Below are 19,977 nucleotides of genomic sequence, written 5' to 3' on the forward strand. Positions count from 1 at the left end.
AAGTGACTCTCGTGATTTAGTTTAAAAAAGTATAAAGTATCGGGCTACCTATTTTTTTTGAGTTCGTGCATACTTCTTACAACCTTTGTTACTAAATTTCTGGGTGTAAATCTGACGCTTTCAGTTAATAGCTTATTTCTTATACCAGGAACAACAACGGTTTTCTTTGTCATCAAGCCTCGATAACCAATTTTAGCAACGGTTTGCGTATCCATCATTCTCTTGACGTTAGCAATCTTTGAATCTTCCATTGCAGCAGTTTGTTGAAATTCCGATGCTGTTGGCCCTGGACAAAGAACAGTCACGCTGACACCTGTGCCCTGTAATTCATTAGCGATCGCTTCTGAAAATGATAACACATAGGCTTTAGTAGCAAAATAAACTGCCATTAAAGGCCCTGGTTGAAAAGCAGCCGCTGAGGCCACATTTAATATTTTTCCATAGTCTTGCTCAACCATATCCTTGAGAAATAACTTTGTTAAATGAGTTAGACTCACCAGATTTACCTGAAGCATTTGCAGTTCAATGTTGAGGTCTGTTTCGCTAAATGCTCCATAAGTACCAAAGCCAGCATTGTTAACCAGCACATCAATCTTGATGGATGCTTGCTGTAGTTCTGCGAAAATTTCTTCTGGGGATGTTGGGATAGATAAGTCCTTAGTTATAATTTTCACAAAAATGCCAAATTTTTGCGGAAATTCACCTATAATTTCACTAAGTTTTTCTTCATTCTTATCCACTAACACCAGATTATAACCATGACGAGCAAAAATCTGGGTTAATTGATAGCCTATCCCACTAGCCGCTCCTGTAATTAGAGCAGTTTTTTTTTTCCGACTTTCAGATGTTTTATTCATGCTAAAAAAATGACGAACGTGAGTTAATTAATTTAAGTTTTATAAATTTAGCTACAGCAATACAGCAGTTTTCCTTTGGATGAAGTACAAAATTACAGGTTTTGAGGTAGGGGGTGACTGAGCGTCTTGTCCTAAGCGTAGTCGTAAAGCCTGCGGCATAGATACGCTTCGGGCGAAGCCTCTCCAAGAGTTGGGAGCCGAAGTAAGGCAAGAAATAGAAACTCTTGATATCTGAGTTTTGAGTCCTACATTTTATACTTTACTTACTTCCAATCTGCTGTATAGTCTTTGCTCTAGCTATTTTTATGCAGACAATAAATGATGCTATCCACCTGAAATGAGTATGCTTCAATCAAGCATATTAGACGCAAATATAAAAATCTGTATCTATATAAACAAGAGCAAAAATATTTAATATCGTCATCAATGCTACAGCAAAATTCCGTTGCTATTTTAGGAGTACTACACCGGGCGACTGGAAGTCGCGGCTACACAAACAAAACCCGCCTCCGCGGGTTAAAAATCTTGATTTTCTGTTAATGAGTATATTCGTAGGGGCACGGTATGCCGTGCCCCTACACCTTGCGATAATTGTACTAACTTACGATCGCAGCCGATGTCCCATTCATAGATCCATTTACAGAAGAAGGCTGAACAGAATCGGCTGCTAAAGGATTCGTGACTTTGGAATTGCCTAATACGCTTCGCTTCTTCTTAGTATTACCTCGTCTAGCACCACCTGCCATCTCGTATTCCTGGCTGATTTTACCGTAACGGCTGGCAACTCCTAGTAACATTTTTTCTGACATTGCGATTACAGCCTGTTCTGCGTTATTCACGTCATCTGTGAGTTTGTCAATGGTAGATAACGCAGTGTTGTAAGCAGCTAGCTTAGACCGGAGATCGTTAATTGTCATAGTATAAGCTTGGATAGTCAATCCTTGGCCAAAGTCAAGTTCTACGCTGATAGATTGTAAACTCTCAATCCGGCGATCAGCTCGTTCTAAAACGCTGGAATTTCTTTTACGACGTGCCATAATGCATCTCTGCTACTAGGTTGATAGTACTGTTTTATACCAAAATATTTTTATTTGTCATGGGAAATATAGCAAATCAGTTGCGCTCATACTTCTAAAGCTTTAGTTAATTTCACTTAGACAAAGTTTAGCTTCAGGTAGTCAATAGATTTATAAGTTCATTACAACAAATGCTGCAATGATTAAAGCGTTTCTTATATATGAAAGAGTATTTGTTGCAAAGTATTAAACAATTGCTGCAACGACTTATACATTTGCAAGAAATACTTAAGCCTTTCTTATACATGGAAGAGCCTTTGTTGCAAAGTATTAAACAATTGTTGCAACGACTTATACATTTGCAAGAAATACTTAAGCCTTTCTTATATATGGAAGAGCATTTGTTGCAAAGGTTGAAATTTTTACAGTCTGAAGCGTAGATGCGTAGGCGTAGCCCGTCGTAGACATCGCTTTTGCTTGCTGTCTAAGATAAAATTGCCCCTCAAAGCTTGTTAACGTGATAAATGAAGTTCTGTTGGTATTGAGACAGATAATTTATGACAGCCAGAGAGCAACTTATTCAGGAAATTGAGCAGGTTTCAGATTCTTTAGTGAAAGAAGTGCTAGACTTCTTGCTATTCATCAAAGATAGACAGGATCAGAAAAATTCCCCATCTCATGGTGAGCAAAGCCAGCCATTTGAGCAAAGCATTCTAGAGCGCATGGGAGGAATTCCAAAGCATTTGCTCTCAGTTGGTAATTTATCAGATCGCCTAGACGCTAATCAAACAGCGATCGCCTATAAACAATAAGAATGTTACGATATCTTTCACCAGCTGCATCTGACTTATGAAATTAGTTTGCTCCCAAAGCGATCTCAGTACAAATCTCTCACTCGTTAGTCGTGCAGTACCTTCACGGCCGACTCATCCAGTACTTGCCAATGTACTGTTGCAAGCGGATGCTGAAACTAACCAGGTAAGCTTAACAGCCTTCGATCTCAGCTTAGGAATCCGCACCAGCTTTAACGCAGAGGTATGGCAAAGTGGTGCGATCGCACTTCCTGCTAAGTTACTTGTAGATATCACCTCTCGTCTTCCAGAAGGCGAAATCACTCTAGACGATGAATCAGCCCTCACAGGTGCAACACCCGGTGGAGAAGGTTTAATAGTCACACTTACCCCCAAGAGTGGACATTACCAAGTCCGAGCAATGGGGCCTGAAGAATTTCCCGAACTACCTGTAATTGAAAATACCGAAGTAATCCATCTCACCACTGCTGCATTAATTGAAGGATTACGGGGTTCATTGTTTGCGACAAGTGGTGATGAAACTAAGCAAGTACTTACGGGAGTACATTTAACAGTTAAACAAGATACGCTAGAATTTGCAGCTACCGACGGACATCGCCTCGCAGTGGTAGAAACTAGCAACGAGCGTCCTTTGGGTGGAACTAGTCAACTAGAAGTGACAGTACCAGCTAGAGCATTACGCGAACTTCAACGAATGCTAGCTCATAGCGCCTCATCAGATGAACCTGTAGCTTTATATTTCGATCAAGGTCAAGTTGTGTTTGCGTGGCAAAATCAACGTTTGACTAGTCGTACATTAGAAGGGCAATATCCTGCATATCGACAACTAATTCCGCGTCAATTTGAGCGACAAGTGACAATTGAACGGCGACAATTCGTCAGCACTTTAGAACGGATTGCTGTGTTAGCCGATCAGAAAAATAATATTGTTAAGGTTAGTATTGATAGCGAAGCTCAAGAAATTACCTTATCTTGTGAAGCTCAAGATGTGGGCAGTGGTAGAGAGTCAATGCCGGCGCAAATTTCTGGGGAAAACATTGAAATTGCTTTTAATATTAAATATTTGATGGAAGGCTTGAAAGAGTTACCATCTTCTGAAATTCAAATGCATTTAAATCAAAGTTTAACTCCAGTGATTTTTACGCCATTGGGTGGTTTGAAAATGACCTATTTAGCTATGCCTGTACAACTTAGAAGTTAAAAAGAATAACTTTAAGCACTTTTTATCGTCGCCCCCTTAATCCCCTCCTCGCTTGGGCTACGGTGTACACACAAGTCTTCTAGAGTTGCCCCACAGCCTTTTGATCCCCCCAACCCCCCTTAAAAAGGGGGGCGAAAACCTCTGATTATTTTTTTATTTGGAAGTGCCTTATGCACCATCTACTGGATGCTGCCCATAATATGGCAAAGCCTCTGACCAATTAGGAGACTTGCCCTCTTGCCAATCGAGATTAGCTAGTTCTAAAATACTCGTCACCGTTGCTGCTAACCCAGATTGGGCTTGAATCAACTGATAATTAGTGTTCCAATTAGCTAAAGTTTCCTGCCATGCTTCTGGCGCGAACACTCTATCTGGTAAACACGCTGTTAATTTAGAAGTATCTGGCTCAAACTGATAAATAGCAGCAAAAATTTGACCTCGTTGTGCTGGCATTTCCACAGCAAGAGTTTTTGGATTTTGACTTTTACCTGCTTCTGACCAAGCTACCGCAGCCAAAGTTGAAATCGCAAATACAGGAATATCTAACTGTTGTCCTAAAGTCCGAGCAGTGACAACGCCAATCCGAGTTCCCGTAAAGCCGCCAGGGCCTTTTGCAACTGCGATAAATGATAAATCTGCCCATGTTTGCGGTTTGATAAACTCAATTAAATATTGATGTATTAGGCTAGATAAATCACGTCCCAAATTCCAAACTTGGGAGCGAGTATCGCCTGCAAAATTACTAATTTCCAAACCTAATTCTGGTGTGGTAGTATGTAGTGCTAAAGCGTACTTATTTAATGCAAAGTCTTTTAGTTCCGTTGTCAAAGTTATTTAAAATATCTATTTTTATAGAGTTAACGTGAATTACTCAAGCATATAACATAGCTGTTCTTAATTGAATAGACTATAATTCTTTTGTTTTGGTGTGGATAGAAGCCTCAGCGCAAAGGTTTTGCTGTTTCAACAAAATCAGAAGGCGATGGCGTAGGTGATCGCAAATATTCACTTGCTGTTCACTTTCTCTGTGCGATCGCTTTCTTGACATTTTTCCCCATACCATAGATTCGCGAACGCTGATAAATAAAATCTCATTACAGTAGTTTTCATGTATTTAAACCACATCTGACGTAAGGGCACAGCATTGCCGTGCCCTTACCGCCTGGTCTATTTACCTGAAAATAGCTATAAGATACACCAATCATTTCTGTCAAGTCGGCACTAATTCACCAGGACGCAACTTCGACCATTTACCCGTTTCCCGTTTGAAGCTCAGACAACCAACAACATCCCATTCCATTTCAATTACATCCTCATTAGTCCGAATGTTGACATTAATAGAAGGTTCATTCGGATCAAAATTAGGTGTTTCAGTCAAGTGAGGCTGTTGGTGCTGCCCTTCTACAGCATGATAGGTAACACATCGGTCTACATAGTGGCAGTTCACGCAAATACACATAATAGAACCAACTCCAGGGGCCTTTATTGTTAATCTAACTTAAGCCCAACTTTTATTCATGAGTTGCTGGGTTGATTTTTATTACAATGCATCAATCAGTTCTTTCTACCCTAGCTTCCGAAAATTGGCCTTTTAGCTTGGAATTCTTGCCACAACCCGCTTACATGGTAGGTGGCGCTGTACGGGATGCCATCCTTGGCAGAACTCGCGAATATCTGGATCTAGATTTTGTTATACCATCTAAGGCGGTAAAGGTAGCGAGAGCGATCGCTCGTCATTACAAAGCTGGTTTTGTGTTACTTGATGCAGAACGACAAATTGCGCGTGTGGTTTTTCCCCACGCCACGGCTGACTTTGCCCAACAGGAAGGAAATAGCTTAGAAATTGATTTGCACAGACGGGATTTTACAGTAAATGCGATCGCTTATAATCCCCATACACAAGAAATCATCGATCCTCTGCAAGGTTACGAAGATTTACAACAGGGCATTTTGCGAATGGTATCACCTGCAAACCTAGAAGATGACCCTTTACGGTTAATGCGAGGTTATCGCCAAGCCGCCCAATTAGATTTTACTATTGAGCCAGCTACTCAAGCCGTAATTCGTTCTTTGGCATCGCATATTAGCAAAGTTGCAGCCGAACGAGTTAGGGTAGAAATTGGTTATTTGCTGGCAAATTCTCAGGGGACTCCTTGGATCACAACTGCTTGGGAAGATGGTTTACTTGCTCCTTTTTTCAAAAATGCCACCCCTGAAAGCTTGCTCAAACTAGCAGCAGTTGACGAAGCAGCTGCTTTACTCAGCCAAAATTGGCAACAATTAGGCGCACAACTGCAAGAATATGTCCGCGACAGTATTAAAACCACTTGGTTAGGTATTGCCAAACTTGCTTGTCTTGTCAACCCCAATCCGCAATTAGCAGAAATAGAGTTACAGGAACTAACTTATAGTCGTGCCGAAATTCGTGGTGTAACCACTGTTCTAAAACTATTACCGCAACTTCAAGTAGTCGATATGTCCTTGCGAGAACAATACTTGTTGTTCCGTGACGCAGATATTGTGTTTCCCGCTACGGCAGTGCTAGCTGTAGCACTCAATAATTTGGTAGAGGCGATGTCTGTTGAGAAGCCACTACACACAACAGTCGCTACAACTCTAGAAACCAAACTAAGGAATTGCCAAGTCTTAGCACCTTTGATCAACCGTTACCTAAACCCTGATGATCTGGTCGCTCATCCCACTCTACTAGTGAACGGCAAGGATTTGATCATAACATTAGATATTCCAGCCTCGGCAATCATCGGTCAACTGCTGACAGAAATTGCCGTAGCACAAGCTGAGGGGAAAGTCTCAACGCCAACAGAGGCGATCGCATTTGCACGTCAGTTACTTAAAGGATAAGTAATCAAGCAAACATGATATAACTTGAAATCTGCTGTAATATATGCGATCGCTATTTGGAAACAACCTGAAGCGATCGCGATCGCCCACCAAGACTAAAAACCACGTTTCTTTTTACCAGTGTGTAGTTACCTACACCGAACGTCTCAAACAGTTTTACCTTAGTGTCACACATCGCTTAAGTTTTGGAACGCCTTGTAAACAAGATATGTTAGATTTCTTTATTCCTACTTACATAACTTTTGTACAACAAGATACATTAAATGGTAGTTTAGTAGCAAAGGAACCAAAAAGTATGGCCGTCAGTAGCCCTGAAGTCATCCGTCATATATTGATTGGGCTGGGATATTTAGCTCCTGAAATAGATCCTAAGCCGGATCTGACTAAATTTGCTCCCTGGAAGCGGAATAACAACTCCTTAACAGATGCTCCTACTGAAGAAGCGATTAAAAAGTTTCAGAAGCAGTATTCACAAAAACTTGTGGTTAATGGTAACGCTGATGCTGATACTCGAACTGTAATGGAAGATACAGTCATAGGACTTCAGAATAGATTGAAGTTTCACGGTTTCGCAACCAATGCCGAAATTCCTCCAAACAAGCCATTTTATGGGCCAGCCACTTATACAGCAGTCAAGAAATTTCAGAAATCTCAGGGTTTAACTGAAAATGGCATTGCTACTATTGAACAGCGTCAAATTCTCCAGCTACCTACTCTAACAAATAAGCCCCAACCTCAGCCACAGACCCAACTCAGGCTGATCGATTTATGGTTTCAATTCAAAAAGAATCCTCAAAATCCTTCTTACATCGCAGCCCTAAATAACTTACAACAAAATCTACCCAAGGACGTTTTACACAAAGTTACCAACAAATGGAGGGGGACAAACGATCAAAATCCTGAAATTGTCAAGCTGACGAATTTGTTCACTTATTATGATGACAACAATCAAAATCATCGTGATGCACTAACTCACTTACAAAGTCAGATCACCCCAGCTATTTATAAAGAATTTATTAGTCTCTGGAATAAGAAGTAATATGAAGTTTTTGCCCCCTTTTTTAAGGGGGGTTGGGGGGATCAAAAGCCTGTGAGGCAACTCTAAAGGACTTGTGTGTACACCGTACGCTTGCGGGGAACTCAGGGCCCCCTCTGGGGATTAGCTACGGTGTACACACATCTTTTTGCTGGGTGCAAAATGTGTGTTGATCCCCCTAAATCCCCCTTTTTAAGGGGGACTTTGAGAGTTTTTTGCCCCCCTTTTTAAGGGGGGTTGGGGGGATCAAAAGCCGATGGCGCAACTCTAGAAGACTTGTGTGTACACCGTAGCTGGGGATTAGGGGCAGGGAGACAAAGCTACGCTTTGGCGGGGTGGGGTTCTTCGGGTTTAATAAGCAATCAAGCGGACATGATATAAACTACCCACCGTTGATGCAACGCAAGTGAGTTTGACAAACCTATCCCCGTCTTGAACTCAAGTTAAAATCTGCCTGTCCTTCTCCGGCTCGGAGAGGGACAGGTTTTGCGTAGTAAAACCAGGGAGAGGTTTTTTCTTCGGCTAATTAAGCCAATACCATCTGACCCGTTGAACTCACGCCCTTAGTCGGAAAACACCACAATTACTAATGAATAACTCAAACTGTTCACGCCTAGACGTAGTGAAACAGCATTTATTTTCTTAAACAGTCGATAATGTAAATAAATGTAATAAAACTCTCAGGCAGGACAGAAGCATTTATGCGTGTAATTTTGATGACTGGTAAAGGCGGCGTGGGCAAAACTTCCGTTGCTGCTGCAACTGGACTCCGTTGTGCAGAACTAGGCTATCAGACATTGGTTTTGAGTACAGATCCGGCTCATTCTTTGGCAGACAGTTTTGACATAGAACTAGGACATGCACCCCAAAAAATTCGCCCAAATCTGTGGGGTGCTGAACTGGATGCGCTGCAAGAACTAGAGGGAAACTGGGGTGCTGTAAAACGTTACATTACTCAAGTTTTACAGGCAAGGGGTTTAGACGGCGTACAGGCAGAAGAATTGGCAATTTTACCAGGCATGGATGAGATTTTTGGCTTGGTAAGGATGAAACGCCATTACGATGAAGGTGAGTTTGATGTTTTAATTATCGACTCAGCCCCCACGGGCACAGCACTGCGCTTGCTGAGTTTACCAGAAGTTGGTGGCTGGTATATGCGCCGTTTTTACAAACCATTTCAAAACATCTCGGTAGCGCTTCGACCTTTGGTTGAACCTTTTTTCAGACCAATTGCTGGTTTTTCGCTACCAGATAAAGAGGTGATGGATGCACCTTATGAGTTTTATGAACAAATTGAAGCTCTAGAAAAAGTATTAACAGACAATACTCAAACCTCAGTGCGTCTAGTGACTAATCCCGAAAAGATGGTGATTAAAGAATCTCTTCGCGCCCATGCTTATCTGAGTTTGTATAATGTTGCAACAGATTTAGTAGTGGCTAATCGAATTATTCCTAGCGTTGTCCAAGACCCATTTTTCCAACGTTGGAAGGAAAGCCAGGAGCAATATCGCCAAGAAATTCATGATAATTTCCACCCTTTACCTGTAAAAGAAGTTCCACTTTTTTCTGAGGAAATGTGTGGATTGGCGGCATTAGAACGCCTGAAGGAAACCCTCTATAAAGATGAAGATCCAACTCAGGTTTATTACAAAGAAACGACTATGAGAGTCGTGCAAGAACAAAACCAATACAGCTTGGAAATTTATTTACCTGGGATTCCTAAAAACCAAGTTCAACTGAGTAAGAATGCTGACGAATTAAACATTACTATTGGCAACCACCGTCGTAACTTAGTTTTGCCGCAAGCCTTAGCAGCACTACAACCAGGAGGGGCAAAGATGGAAGATGACTATCTAAAAATCCGCTTCACTGACAATATAAGAGTTTAATTTTGTCGCTACAGCAATGTTCGACAAGAAGCCAAAACTAAAAAGCAAGAATCTTCTCTTGTAGCTAGTACAGACGCGAATTTTTGAGCGTCTGTTTTTGTAAGATTTTGATTAATTTTTATCAAAGGTAAATAAATATTTTTATTAGTGATTTGCCCGTAGTTTTACTGAAGACACTTTGATTAATTAAATCTGAAAATGGCTTTAGATTTAATTATGTCACTTTGCAAATTATTAATTGATTTTCTTATAAGCAATGATTTCCAACCCTGAACAAGATTTGTCCTTATGCCGCCATGAAGAAAGTTTATTACGCCGCATTACAAACCGTATCCGACGAAGCTTAGAGTTGGAAGAAATTATCACGGTGACAACGGCAGAGGTGCGATCGCTATTAAACACTGACCGAGTGATGATTTACAAATTTCATCCCGATGCTAGTGGTCAAGTGATTGCTGAGTCAATTTACGAAAATCGTTTACCATCGCTACTGGGGCTAAATTTTCCTGCTGATGATATTCCAGCTACTGCCCGTGAACTATTTATGAAATCACGGGTGCGTTCTGTTGTTAACGTTGATACTCAAGAGATTGGTCAAAGTCACCTCCATGACTTGGAAAATGGAGAAACTATATCAGAGGAGATCCGTTACCGCCCTGTAGATTCATGTCATGTTGAATACTTGAGTGCAATGGGAGTTAAATCATCTGTAGTAGCGCCCATTATTGATCAAGATCAGCTCTGGGGGTTGCTGGTGTCTCATAATTCCCAAGCGCGTTTGATTTCAGAATATGAACTAGAAGCAGTACAAATGGTAGTTGATCAGCTGTCAGTAGCGATCGCTCAAAGTACCCTGCTCACTCAAGTCCGCAAAACAGCCGAACGGGAAACTATCATTAACCGCATTGCTACCCTACTACATTCACTACCCACAATTGTATTACAACCAGCCTTAGAAGCAGCTGTTGCTGCCTTTAATGGTGTTGGTGGTCGTCTTTGCATTAGAAATGCAGCTTTTGATTTTCACAATGGCAACATCAGCAGCTTAACAGAATGTTTAATACCAGGAAATAATTGTGCCAGGCTTTATATCTGTGGGCAGCAACCTGTAATGCCAGAACAAACCATATATCCATTGATAGAGCAGTATAGCGTTTGGCAGGAACACTACAAGTCTGGTAAATACGATACTTGGGCCATTTCAGATATATATCAAACTTCTAACTTGCGAAGTCTGCAAGTTACTTTTCAACCAACTAAAATTCGCAGTATGTTGATGATCCCACTTCAGTATCGTCAGCAGTTGCTAGGCTATTTAAGTATTTTCCGCAATGAAATAGATACAGAAACTCTCTGGGCGGGGCAGTATGACAGCGATCAAAGGCAACTCTACCCACGTTTATCGTTTGAGGTTTGGCGCGAATCTAAAAAAGCACAAGCTCAAAAATGGACAAGCGAAGAAATTGAACTAGCTACAGACATCGGAAAACACTTTGCTTCAGCAATTCAGCAGTATGAACTATACCAACAGGTGCAAACCTTTAATGAAAATTTAGAAAAACAAGTTAAAAGGCGCACAGTTGAGTTGCAACGGACAAGTGAACAACAACAGGCTGTGTTCAAAGTTATTGCCGAGATTCGAGAATCTCTTGACACAAATATTATTTTTCAAACAACTACTAAAGAAGTTTGTCAATTAATCAAAGCCGATCGAGTTTCTGTTTATCGTTTCGATTCTAATTGGGGTGGTGAATTTGTCGGGGATTTCGAGGCTGCTAGTCCATACTGGTCGAATGAGTCTGAACTAGGTATTAATACAGTTTGGAATGACACCTATTTACAAGAGACACAGGGAGGGCGCTATCGCAACAATGAAACATTTGCTGTGGATGACATCTACAATATGGGGTTTGCTCAGTGTCATATCGACAATCTAGAACAGTTTCAAATTCACGCTTTTGTGCTTGCTCCGATCTTTGTTGGGCAAAAACTTTGGGGTTTGCTGGCAACTTATCAACACACTGGCCCTCGTCAATGGAAAGCTTCTGAAGTTAACTTTCTTAGTCAGATTGCTGCCCAAATGGGAGTAGCACTCCAGCAAGCAGAATTACTCACGCGAACAAAACAGCAGACGTTAAGTTTGCGACAAGGGGCAGAACAACAACGCGTATTATTTGAAGTTGTTGCCAAAATTCGAGAATCTCTTGATCTAAAGACAGTCTTTGCCGCAACTGTGTGTGAAGTCCGTCGGTCTTTGAATGCTGACAGAGTGGTAGTATACCGCTTTGACCCGAATTCCGAACTTGATGAAGGTGAAATTGTTTCAGAGGATCTTTTGCCAGAGTTTACTTCTGCTTTAACATTAAAGATTCAAGACAACTGCTTTAAGAAGAAGTATGATGCCCTCTATCGTCAGGGACGCATCCACGCGATCGCTGATATCCACAACTCTGGGCTGAATGTTTGTTATGTCCAAATGCTGGATCAACTTCAAGTTAAAGCCAATTTAGTCTTACCACTGGCTAAAAGTAATGAATTGTGGGGTTTGTTGTGCATTCACCAGTGCGACCAACCGCGTGAATGGCAATCCTCAGAAATCCAGTTCGTTATCCAAGTTGCTGCACAGCTTTCTGTAGCGCTAGAACAAGCTGATTTACTTGAACAAACTAAACATCAGGCTGCTGATTTGCAACAAGCGGCAGAACAACAACGCGTATTATTTGAAGTTGTTGCAAAAATCCGGGAATCTTTGAACTTAGATATGATTTTTCAAACAACCACTCAAGAAATTTGCAAATCACTGCAAGCGGATCGTGTGGCTGTCTATCGTTTTAATCCAGATTGGAGTGGTGAATATATCGCCGAGTTTGTGGGTGATGGGTGGGTAAAACTTGTAACTTCTAGTTTAAAAACAGTTTGGGAAGATAGCTATTTACAAGAAACCGAAGGTGGACGATATCGCCACAATGAAAGCTATATAGTTGATGATATCTATAAGTCTGGTCATTCGGAGTGTCACATTGCGGCTCTGGAGAAATTACAGGCAAAAGCTTATGCGATCGCACCTATATTTATCGGACAACAGCTATGGGGCTTACTAGCAGCTTATCAGAACTCTGCACCCCGCCATTGGGAAGCCTCAGAAATGAAGTTCATCACTCAAATTGCCAATCAGCTTGGGGTTGCACTCCAACAAGCCCAGTTACATAATCAAACCAAAGAGCAGACCCAAAAGCTGGCTACAGCTTTGCATGATTTACAACAAACTCAAACCCAACTGATCCAAACTGAGAAAATGTCCTCACTGGGTCAACTGGTAGCTGGTATTGCTCACGAAATTAATAACCCGGTGAACTTCATTTATGGCAATATCAATCATGTCAATGATTATGCCGAAGATTTACTCAGTATACTAGACCTCTATGTGCAAAACTGCCCTAACCCCAACTTTGAAATTCGCGATCGCTCTGAAGAAATAGACTTAGAATTTATCATGGAGGATTTGCCCAAAACTCTATCTTCCATGAAAGTTGGAATTGATCGCATCCGGCAAATTGTCTTGGGTTTACGGAATTTCTCCCGTCTTGACCATGCAGAAATGAAGCCAGTTAATATTCATGAGGGCATTGATAGCACCTTGCTCATTTTGCAGCATCGCTTGAAAGCAAAACCAGAGAGTCCAGCGATTAAATTAGTCAAAGAGTACAGCAACCTGCCTTTAGTAGAGTGCTATGCCGGGCCACTAAATCAGGTATTTATGAATGTTTTAAGCAATGCGATCGATGCCCTAGAAGATTATAGGGAATCTCAAGTAAAACCTGATGGCAATCAAATTACTATCAGCACTGCTTTCGGAGAGCTTGAAGGCAATGTTAAGAGTGTAGTAATTCGCATTGCAGATAATGGACCAGGAATACCCGAAGCCTTAAGGGCAAGAATTTGTGACCCATTTTTTACTACTAAACCAGTAGGAAAAGGCACTGGTTTGGGGTTATCAATAAGTTATCAGATTGTTGTAGATAAACACGGTGGTGTATTTAAATGTGATTCTCAGCCGGGTTTAGGTACAGAATTTTGGATTGAAATTCCAGTGATACAAATCACCAAATCGCTCTATCAACTTCCAGAGATGGAGGAGTCATCGCCCTAAAACAGCCACAGCCAAACTGGGAGAGTAATCAGTAATACTATAGCCCCAGCAGCTAAGGCAGTAACTGCCAGATCGCGATCGAGATTGAATGTTTCAGCAATTATCAGCGTACCGAAAGCTGGGGGCATGGCCATTTGTAAGACAATTACCTTTGCTGTGGAACCAGTTAATCCAAACAGTGGTAATGTGCTGCCCAATATCAAGGGAACTAACAGCATTTTGATTCCCAAGCTCATCGCTACTTGTGGTAGGCTACTCCAAGATTTGATTAGCGCCAGTCGCATTCCAATTAACACCAGAGATAAAGCTACACTACTCCAAGCAAATTTTTCTAGCCAGAATTCCGTGACTGTGGGAATTGCCACTTCTCGAACCAACAAGCCAAATCCGAAACTCCATAGGGCAGGATTAATTAAGATGGCTTTAATAATCTGCCAATGATTTTGGGAACCGCCGTTAAAACGGGCTGCTAGAAAAACACCCAAGCCATAAGTTCCTAGTAATGTACCTAGTAAATCGTAAAATAACGCCCAAGCAAAGTATTCCTTGCCTAGTATTGCTAAGGTAATGGGAAAGCCCAGATAACCTGTATTACCAAACATTGCGGCTAGGAGCAAGCTAGCCTGAGTTGGTGCTTGAAGGACAGTATTTCTAAAATAGGCTTGTCCTTTAATTCCTAACCAAGCTAAAAATGCTCCTAGTAAAATGGCTAGATAAGCGATCGCAGGTGCAATCCAAATTTGCCCTGACAAGCTGGATTGACGCAAAAAGGATACTATGCTTATGGGTACTCCCACCCAAAACAGAAACTGTCCTAAACGTGTAGGAACTGTCACAGGTAATTTGCGTCCCAGAATGAAACCTACCAGGACTAATCCTCCCAGCTTGACGTATAGTTCTAAAAGATTTGTCAATATTTCTCCTAAGAACCATAAATGTAAAATGCTACCTGTTACATCTACTTTTGTCCAGTGCAAAATCTGTTATGGCTATCCCACAGAAACAGGAGTTTACCGTTGAATAAGGCTGGGTTTTCTGAAAAACCGCAAAACTCATCGAATGACCTTGGTGATGATATTCCAGTGGCTGTACGCGATGCCCCTGTTGCAGCGCCTAAAATGTGGTTGCAACCCAAAATTATGCTGATTGGGGGAATTGCGGGATTTGTCTTGCTGGGTTTAATTAGTGGGTTTTTTCTTTTCGTTACTGCACCCAAAAAAACCGCAGATTCTCAACCCTCACCCACTACTTCTGCACCCACACCAACTACAGAATCTAGTAATTCTGTCAACGCTCTATTAGGGCATCTGGCATACCCAGAAGCTCCTGTGTCAGAACTAGTAACCATCTCCGCAAATAGGGGCATTAGAATGCGAAAAGCTGCTGCCCAAAAGTTTGAGGAGATGGTAGCAGAAGCGCGGAGTGCAGGTGTAACTTTAGTACCAATTTCTGGCTTTCGCTCAATCAAAGATCAGGAACCGTTGTTTTTTAGTGTCGGTGCCCAGCGAAATCAAACACCAGCACAACGAGCTGCCCTCAGCGCTCCTCCTGGTCATAGCGAACATCACACAGGTTATGCTGTAGATATTGGAGACGGAGCAGTACCAGCTACTAATCTCCAAACCAATTTTGACAATACCAAGGCTTATCGGTGGCTGCAAGCAAATGCAGCGCGTTTTAGCTTTGAAATGTCATTTCCTAAAAATAATACTCAAGGTGTGAGTTATGAGCCTTGGCACTGGCGTTTTGTAGGCGATCGCAATAGCTTAGAAACGTTCTACAAAGCCAGAAATCTGAAACCCGCTCAGATATCGCCATCGGAGCCAAAATAATTCGTAATTATTACCTTGCTTCTTATAATGGAGGCTGAAGAACTACTTCCTTAAGAGCTGGACAGTAGTATTCAGCAATTTTCTTAGCGATCGCATCTGGTCGAGAAATTTTATCTAGGTTGCAAAGTAAGATCACGGTAATTCTGTCATCAATAAAGCGGGTAATATTACTTGCAAATCCTAGTATCGAACCATTATGACCAACTACTCGGCGATCGCTATAATTCAATACCCACCAACCTAAACCTGCAACATATCTCAACTTTTCCCAATCATCGCCTTGATTTGGAAAATGAGGTGTCCACATCAGATCAAGGGTTGATTGCTTTAGCAAAGTCGCAGCAAAAAGCGCCTGTTCCCACTTCACCATATCTTCCACACTGGAAAGTTGACCTCCAGCAGAATAGGTAACAGAAGGACTGTAGTAAGGTTTGTTAACGAGTTTGCTGTTTGGCAAGCGATAGCCAGCAGAGCGGTGCGGCACAATATCTTTGGGATCATTCATTACGGTTGCATTCATTCCCAAAGGAGCAAAAATGTGCTCTTGCAACAAATCTCCATAAGATTTTTCAGTAACCTTTTCTAGGATCAAACCCAGTAGATAGTAGCCTGTATTGTCATAGGCGCTAAAGTCACCCGGTTGGAACTTGAGGGGTAGGTGAGTAACTAGAGCCAAAATTTCAGATTTAGATAAATCAAGATGGGTAATTTCCCAGTAGTTTGGCGTGTCGGTATAGCTGGGAAGTCCAGACTGATGAGACAGAATATGCCCGATTGTGACATTTTGCCACGTTAGGGGTAGATGATCGAGATAATTTGCGATCGCTTCTTTTAGCGAGATTATCCCTTGCTCCACCAGCATCATTGTGACTGTAGCGGTGAAAGTTTTACCGACAGACGCAATTTCATAAACTGTCTGTTCAGTCGCTGAAACAGAGTGTTCAACATTCGCCAGTCCATAGCCCTTAACTAAAACAGGTTCACCTTCCTGTACCACTGCCACAGAAAGCCCCGGAATCTGATTTCTAGTCATTGTGGCTTGAATATAGTAATCAATCACGATTGACCTCATTTTTTTTGGTGATGGGGTGATAGGACAAGGGGCGTATTGAACAAGTTTCTCCCTTGTCTCTTCTCCATGCCCAATCCCCAATTTCATGATTTCTCAGGCACTGGTTTCTGGTACTTACCTGGATACTTGCGCTGAAAATATTCTTCCATAATTTCTAAAATCATCGGCGCAGCAATGCTACCACCACCGCCGCCAGAATGTTCTGCAAATGCCACAATTAGAACTTCTGGTTGATCAGCAGGCGCATAGGCTCCAAACCAAGCGTGATTTTGCTTAACACGACCCTTCCAAGCTTCGGCGGTGCCACTCTTACCAGCGACTGGGGGAACTGTTGGCTGCATCAAAGCCTTACCTGTACCTTCAGCTACTACTTTCCGTAGTCCCTGACGGAGAACACTTATGGTTGTTGGCTTCATATTTAAAGATTCTCGCCAGCTTTTTGCTTCTTCATTGTCTTTAAGTAAATGCGGCTGGACTCGGTAGCCACCATTGGCCGGCACGGCGAACATGATGGCGACTTGTAAAGGTGTAGTTTGTAAGGCACCTTGACCAATTGACATATTAATGCTGTCACCTACAGTCCAAGGTATCTTCCAAGTTTTCTGCTTCCATGTCTCATCTGGTACTAAACCTTTTGCCTCTTCCTTGGGAAACTCAAAGCCGGTTTTTTGGCCAAATCCATACTTGCGAGTCCATTCAATTAAAGTTGGGCCACCGACTCCCCGACCAATTTGATAGAAGAAGGTATCACTGCTCCACTGTAATGCACCGACAAAACCCAATGGGCCGAATCCAGCATGATTCCATTCACCAAATCGGGTACCGCCAAAGTTTAAGGAACCGTAGGTTTGCAAGACTGTGCTAGGAGAAAATTTACCGGATTCTAGACCGGCTGTGGTGGTGACAATTTTAAAGGTGCTAGCGGGTGGAAAAGCACTGAGGGCGCGATTTACCAAGGGATGATCTGAACCTTGTACAGTTTCCCAATCTTTTTGAGTGAGTTTCTGCTTTGAGAAAATATTGGGGTCAAAGGTGGGGTGAGATACCATTGCTAAAACGGCACCGTTCTTTGGGTCAAGTGCCACGATCGCACCGTCGCGATCGCCCAAAGCTTTTTCTGCTGTCTTTTGCATATTTAAATCTATGGTCAAGTGCAAATCATTACCAGCTTTCGCCTGTTTCTCTCCCAAAACCCGGAGCGGCCGACCTGCACCATCTACTTCTACCTGCTGACCGCCCCATTCGCCCCGCAGCATTTTCTCATAAGCTTTTTCAACTCCCATTTGACCAATCACATCACCCAATCTATAGCCTTCCTGCTTCTTTTCTTTTAACTGATCGGCGGTCAGTTCTCGCGTATATCCTAATACATGAGCTAATTCCCTACCGTGGGGGTAGTAACGAACGGCTTCTGTATGAATTTCCACACCTTGAAGATCGGTTTCATACTCTTTCAATGCCGTAATTTGCGCTTCGTTCAAGTCACGGGCAATTCGTATGAGTGAAGAAGAGTTAGCACCTGCCTCTTCTAGTTTCTTTTCCATTTCTTCTTCGGAAACGTCGAGAATTTGAGATAGACGTGCTCCCACAACTGACCATGCTGGCTTAGTATGTGCCATTGGCCACAAATATACAGAGCGAGGATAGCGAGTACTGGCTAAAAGTTTGCCATTGCGGTCAAAAATGTTGCCTCGTTCTGGTTGTTTGGGAATCATCCGAATTCGATTTGACTCGGCTCTTTTTCGGTGGTTTGTTCCTTCAGTAATTTGCAAATATGCCAAACGAACGCTGATTCCCGTCACCATAAATAGAGTAAATATCATTAAAAATATTGATTGGAAACCACGTCCAACGGTACGCGTATCTTTTTTGCTGCCAATTGATGGGAATAAGGACATAAGACAAATAGTGATTCCAATAGCGGTATTATTTGTATACAATTACTCTAAATTCATACCCACTAGTGGGTATAAAAGAATTGGGCGAGTATATTATTGAACAATGGTTTTTGGGGGATACAATAAACCAAAGTGTCAAATTTAGTCTGCCCAATAGACTATTGACAAAATTACGTAAGATCACGGCATTCTACTAAGGATTATGGCTCAAATTGTCATGCAGAATCAAAGGGGGATAACAACTTTTCAGCCACTTGATGTTGAACTGCGTAATGTCTTCAAGTTTTTTAACCAAGAACCAGCAGTACATGGAATAGATTTGGATGTTAAACAGGGAGAATTTTTTAGTATTTTAGGCCCCTCCGGTTGTGGTAAAACAACAACACTGCGCTTAATTGCTGGGTTTGAGATCGCTGACGCTGGTAAGGTTTTGATTCAAGGTCAGTCTATGACTAATGTGCCGCCTTACCGCCGACCCGTCAATACTGTATTTCAAAGTTACGCTCTATTTAACCACCTGAATATCTGGGATAACATTGCTTTTGGACTGCGGTTAAAAAAAATACGCAAATCGGAAATTGAAGCTAGAGTCCAAGAAGCTTTAAAACTAGTAAAAATGGAAAGTTTGCGATCGCGCTTTCCCAATCAACTTTCTGGTGGTCAACAGCAGCGAGTCGCCTTAGCAAGGGCCTTAGTCAACCGTCCCACCGTTGTACTACTGGATGAACCTTTAGGGGCGTTAGATTTAAAACTGCGTAAAGAAATGCAGGTTGAGTTATCAAATTTACACAAAGATTTGGGATTGACCTTTGTGATGGTGACACACGACCAAGAAGAAGCATTATCTTTGAGCGATCGCATTGCAGTGATGAACCAAGGCAAAATTGAACAAGTTGGCACTCCTAGCCAAATTTATGAACGTCCTTGCACATCCTTTGTTGCTAATTTTATTGGCGATACTAATTTATTTAGCGGTGAAATCGTAGCAGTAGACTCTTCTAATGTTCAAATTTCGACAAAAACGGGACTTTCAATTGTCGTTAGCCGCGCTGAAGATACACCATCTGAATTATCACAAGCGGTGGTAGTAAGTGTACGCCCAGAAAAAATACAGCTTTCGCTTTATCCACCCAATTTGCCAACTAACTGCTTTGAAGGACGGCTTGTCAATATTATGTATTTGGGTACACACGTTAATTATGTTGTGCAATTAACAAATAGTACTGGCATAAATGTGTTGCAACCTAATACTTTTGGCACTTTACCAGACCGCAACACACCCATCTACGCTTGGTGGGCAGAAAATGATTGTTTAGCTATTAGTCAATAGTTATAAGAATCGGCTTATATAA

General features: G+C 41.9%; 16 protein-coding genes. 8 read left to right on the forward strand and 8 right to left on the reverse strand.

Features of this window, described 5'->3' with window-relative positions; genetic code table 11:
- Nucleotides 1-44: 44 nt before the first annotated feature.
- Nucleotides 45-857 carry an SDR family oxidoreductase gene (locus H6G26_RS20765; protein ID WP_190731059.1) on the reverse strand — a complete coding sequence of 271 codons (813 nt, stop codon included), beginning with the start codon at nucleotides 855-857 and terminating at the stop codon, nucleotides 45-47.
- A gap of 596 nt (nucleotides 858-1,453) precedes the next feature.
- Nucleotides 1,454-1,894, reverse strand: coding sequence for a hypothetical protein (locus H6G26_RS20770; protein WP_190731060.1), 441 nt, complete (start codon nucleotides 1,892-1,894; stop codon nucleotides 1,454-1,456).
- A gap of 536 nt (nucleotides 1,895-2,430) precedes the next feature.
- On the opposite strand from H6G26_RS20770, the gene H6G26_RS20775 reads away from it, so the two are divergent.
- Together H6G26_RS20775 and dnaN are read left to right on the forward strand one after the other, a co-directional pair.
- The gene (locus tag H6G26_RS20775) at nucleotides 2,431-2,685 is read left to right on the forward strand and encodes a hypothetical protein (protein ID WP_190731083.1); all 255 of its coding nucleotides are present in this window, start codon (nucleotides 2,431-2,433) and stop codon (nucleotides 2,683-2,685) included.
- A 37-nt stretch (nucleotides 2,686-2,722) separates the two neighbouring features.
- Nucleotides 2,723-3,886: a DNA polymerase III subunit beta gene (gene dnaN / locus H6G26_RS20780; RefSeq protein WP_190731061.1), complete on the forward strand. Its 1,164-nt coding sequence runs from the start codon at nucleotides 2,723-2,725 to the stop codon at nucleotides 3,884-3,886.
- Nucleotides 3,887-4,054: 168 nt separating this feature from the next.
- Here dnaN and tsaB read toward each other — a convergent pair whose 3' ends face one another.
- From tsaB to H6G26_RS20795, 3 genes are all read right to left on the reverse strand, one after another.
- Nucleotides 4,055-4,714: a tRNA (adenosine(37)-N6)-threonylcarbamoyltransferase complex dimerization subunit type 1 TsaB gene (tsaB, locus tag H6G26_RS20785; RefSeq protein WP_190731062.1), complete on the reverse strand. Its 660-nt coding sequence runs from the start codon at nucleotides 4,712-4,714 to the stop codon at nucleotides 4,055-4,057.
- Between the two features lie 79 nt (nucleotides 4,715-4,793).
- Entirely contained in the window at nucleotides 4,794-4,949 is a 156-nt protein-coding gene (locus H6G26_RS20790) for a hypothetical protein (protein ID WP_190731063.1), read from the reverse strand.
- A 147-nt stretch (nucleotides 4,950-5,096) separates the two neighbouring features.
- A complete protein-coding gene (locus H6G26_RS20795) occupies nucleotides 5,097-5,345 on the reverse strand; it encodes a Ycf34 family protein (RefSeq protein WP_190731064.1) in 249 nt (82 codons plus the stop codon).
- A gap of 86 nt (nucleotides 5,346-5,431) precedes the next feature.
- Between H6G26_RS20795 and H6G26_RS20800 the strand changes: the two genes are divergently transcribed.
- The 4 genes from H6G26_RS20800 (at nucleotide 5,432) to H6G26_RS20815 (ending at nucleotide 13,823) form a co-directional block, all read left to right on the forward strand.
- Nucleotides 5,432-6,748, forward strand: a complete 1,317-nt coding sequence (locus tag H6G26_RS20800; protein ID WP_190731065.1) for a CCA tRNA nucleotidyltransferase — start codon at nucleotides 5,432-5,434, stop codon at nucleotides 6,746-6,748.
- A 43-nt stretch (nucleotides 6,749-6,791) separates the two neighbouring features.
- Entirely contained in the window at nucleotides 6,792-7,787 is a 996-nt protein-coding gene (locus tag H6G26_RS20805) for a peptidoglycan-binding domain-containing protein (protein WP_190731066.1), read from the forward strand.
- A 698-nt stretch (nucleotides 7,788-8,485) separates the two neighbouring features.
- Entirely contained in the window at nucleotides 8,486-9,673 is a 1,188-nt protein-coding gene (locus tag H6G26_RS20810) for a TRC40/GET3/ArsA family transport-energizing ATPase (RefSeq protein WP_190731067.1), read from the forward strand.
- Between the two features lie 256 nt (nucleotides 9,674-9,929).
- On the forward strand, nucleotides 9,930-13,823 hold the full coding sequence (locus H6G26_RS20815) for a GAF domain-containing protein (RefSeq protein ID WP_190731068.1): 3,894 nt from the start codon (nucleotides 9,930-9,932) through the stop codon (nucleotides 13,821-13,823).
- Here the strand turns inward: H6G26_RS20815 and H6G26_RS20820 are convergent.
- Nucleotides 13,820-14,737 (reverse strand): AEC family transporter, encoded by a 918-nt coding sequence (locus H6G26_RS20820; protein WP_190731082.1) that lies wholly within the window; start codon nucleotides 14,735-14,737, stop codon nucleotides 13,820-13,822. The two genes, H6G26_RS20815 and H6G26_RS20820, sit on opposite strands and share 4 nt — an antisense overlap.
- Before the next feature lie 102 nt (nucleotides 14,738-14,839).
- On the opposite strand from H6G26_RS20820, the gene H6G26_RS20825 reads away from it, so the two are divergent.
- A complete protein-coding gene (locus H6G26_RS20825; protein ID WP_190731069.1) occupies nucleotides 14,840-15,655 on the forward strand; it encodes a M15 family metallopeptidase in 816 nt (271 codons plus the stop codon).
- 22 nt (nucleotides 15,656-15,677) lie between these two features.
- Here the strand turns inward: H6G26_RS20825 and H6G26_RS20830 are convergent, their stop codons facing one another.
- Together H6G26_RS20830 and mrdA are read right to left on the reverse strand one after the other, a co-directional pair.
- A complete protein-coding gene (locus H6G26_RS20830) occupies nucleotides 15,678-16,715 on the reverse strand; it encodes a serine hydrolase (RefSeq protein WP_190731070.1) in 1,038 nt (345 codons plus the stop codon).
- A 95-nt stretch (nucleotides 16,716-16,810) separates the two neighbouring features.
- A complete protein-coding gene (mrdA, locus tag H6G26_RS20835; RefSeq protein ID WP_190731071.1) occupies nucleotides 16,811-18,625 on the reverse strand; it encodes a penicillin-binding protein 2 in 1,815 nt (604 codons plus the stop codon).
- Between the two features lie 202 nt (nucleotides 18,626-18,827).
- On the opposite strand from mrdA, the gene H6G26_RS20840 reads away from it, so the two are divergent.
- Nucleotides 18,828-19,955, forward strand: a complete 1,128-nt coding sequence (locus H6G26_RS20840; protein WP_190731072.1) for an ABC transporter ATP-binding protein — start codon at nucleotides 18,828-18,830, stop codon at nucleotides 19,953-19,955.
- The last annotated feature ends 22 nt before the right edge of the window (nucleotides 19,956-19,977 follow it).

This window comes from Nostoc sp. FACHB-888, assembly GCF_014696655.1.
In the GTDB taxonomy this organism is placed as follows: Bacteria; Cyanobacteriota; Cyanobacteriia; order Cyanobacteriales; family Nostocaceae; genus Nostoc.

Bases quoted from the DNA above. Each gene is read 5' to 3' on its own strand.
- dnaN (WP_190731061.1), top strand. From the start codon at position 2,723: ATGAAATTAGTTTGCTCCCAAAGCGATCTCAGTACAAATCTCTCACTC.
- H6G26_RS20765 (WP_190731059.1), bottom strand. From the start codon at position 857: ATGAATAAAACATCTGAAAGTCGGAAAAAAAAAACTGCTCTAATTACA.
- H6G26_RS20840 (WP_190731072.1), top strand. From the start codon at position 18,828: ATGGCTCAAATTGTCATGCAGAATCAAAGGGGGATAACAACTTTTCAG.
- H6G26_RS20795 (WP_190731064.1), bottom strand. From the start codon at position 5,345: ATGTGTATTTGCGTGAACTGCCACTATGTAGACCGATGTGTTACCTAT.
- H6G26_RS20815 (WP_190731068.1), top strand. From the start codon at position 9,930: ATGATTTCCAACCCTGAACAAGATTTGTCCTTATGCCGCCATGAAGAA.
- H6G26_RS20800 (WP_190731065.1), top strand. From the start codon at position 5,432: ATGCATCAATCAGTTCTTTCTACCCTAGCTTCCGAAAATTGGCCTTTT.
- mrdA (WP_190731071.1), bottom strand. From the start codon at position 18,625: ATGTCCTTATTCCCATCAATTGGCAGCAAAAAAGATACGCGTACCGTT.
- H6G26_RS20805 (WP_190731066.1), top strand. From the start codon at position 6,792: ATGCGATCGCTATTTGGAAACAACCTGAAGCGATCGCGATCGCCCACC.
- H6G26_RS20790 (WP_190731063.1), bottom strand. From the start codon at position 4,949: ATGGTATGGGGAAAAATGTCAAGAAAGCGATCGCACAGAGAAAGTGAA.
- H6G26_RS20770 (WP_190731060.1), bottom strand. From the start codon at position 1,894: ATGGCACGTCGTAAAAGAAATTCCAGCGTTTTAGAACGAGCTGATCGC.
- H6G26_RS20810 (WP_190731067.1), top strand. From the start codon at position 8,486: ATGCGTGTAATTTTGATGACTGGTAAAGGCGGCGTGGGCAAAACTTCC.
- H6G26_RS20775 (WP_190731083.1), top strand. From the start codon at position 2,431: ATGACAGCCAGAGAGCAACTTATTCAGGAAATTGAGCAGGTTTCAGAT.